Below are 1,081 nucleotides of genomic sequence, written 5' to 3' on the forward strand. Positions count from 1 at the left end.
CACCGGGACGCCGCCGGCCGGCGGTCAGATCACCCCCGACTGCCGGGCGGCCTCCTCGAAGGCCCGGGCCACCGGGCTGCCCCGGTACGGGGTGAGGCGGCGGTGGAAGTCCCGGACGTACTCGAGCGTGCGGGCGGAGCGCATCTCCCCGGCCGCGCGCAGCGCGTCGGTGGCCATCGAGCAGGCCTCCTCCAGGTCGCCCATGCCGAGCCGGGAGGTGGCCAGCACCATCCGGCAGAAGATCCGGCTGCGGGCGTAGGCGGGCGAGCGCAGCCGCAGTGACTTCTCGGCGTGCTGGGCGGCGGGCCGCCACTGCTGGAGGTCGCGGTAGCAGTGCGCGAACTCGTCGGCCAGCTGAGCCTCGTCGAAGTAGCGTGCCCACGGGGGCAGTTCGTCGCCCGGACGGCCTGCGGCGAGGGCCCGTTCGGCGCGCACCAGCGCCGTCGTGCAGGCCCGGACGTCGCCGAGCAGGCCGTGGCCGCGCGCCTCGGCCGTCTGCAGCAGCGACTGGACGGCGGCGGGCGCGGAGGTGCCGACGCCCTGCTGGGCGACCCTGGCCAGCTGGACCGCCTCCCGGCCGTGCCCGAGGTGGACGGCCTGCTGGCTCATGGTCACCAGGATGTACCCGCCGAGCGCGCGGTCCCCCGCCGCCTGGGAGAGGCGCAGCGCCTGGACGAAGTACCGCTGGGCCAGGCCGTGGGCGGCGATGTCGAAGGACGTCCAGCCGGCCAGCCGGGTCAGGTCGGCGACCGCTCCGAACAGCGCCCGGCCGATCTGCTCACCGTAGCGGCCGCGCAGCATCGGCTCGGCCTCGCTCTCCAGGTAGCGCACCAGGGCCTGCCGGGCGTGGCCGCCGCCGTAGGCCTGGTCGAGGGCGCGGAAGAGGTCGCCGACGGCGCGGATGGCCGCGATGTCGCCGCGCCCGACCCGCAGGACCTGGCGCGGTTCGCCCGCCGGGTCGGCGGCGGGCGGCTCGGCGGCGGGCGGCCGGCGGCTCTGCAACGGCACCCGGCCGAGGCCTGCGGGCGCCGCCCTGCCGCGCTCCGCGGGGCGGCCCGCGGGGGCGCCCGGGGCCCCGGGG

1 pseudogene is annotated in these 1,081 nt (G+C 78.4%); it reads right to left on the reverse strand.

The features are described 5' to 3' along the window. Window positions 1-24 precede the first annotated feature (24 nt). Window positions 25-1,081, reverse strand: a pseudogene (locus ACFUK0_RS40225) (regulator); the annotation flags it as partial.

The sequence above is a fragment of the Kitasatospora sp. NPDC057223 genome (genome assembly GCF_042669755.1).
Lineage (GTDB): Bacteria > Actinomycetota > Actinomycetes > Streptomycetales > Streptomycetaceae > Kitasatospora.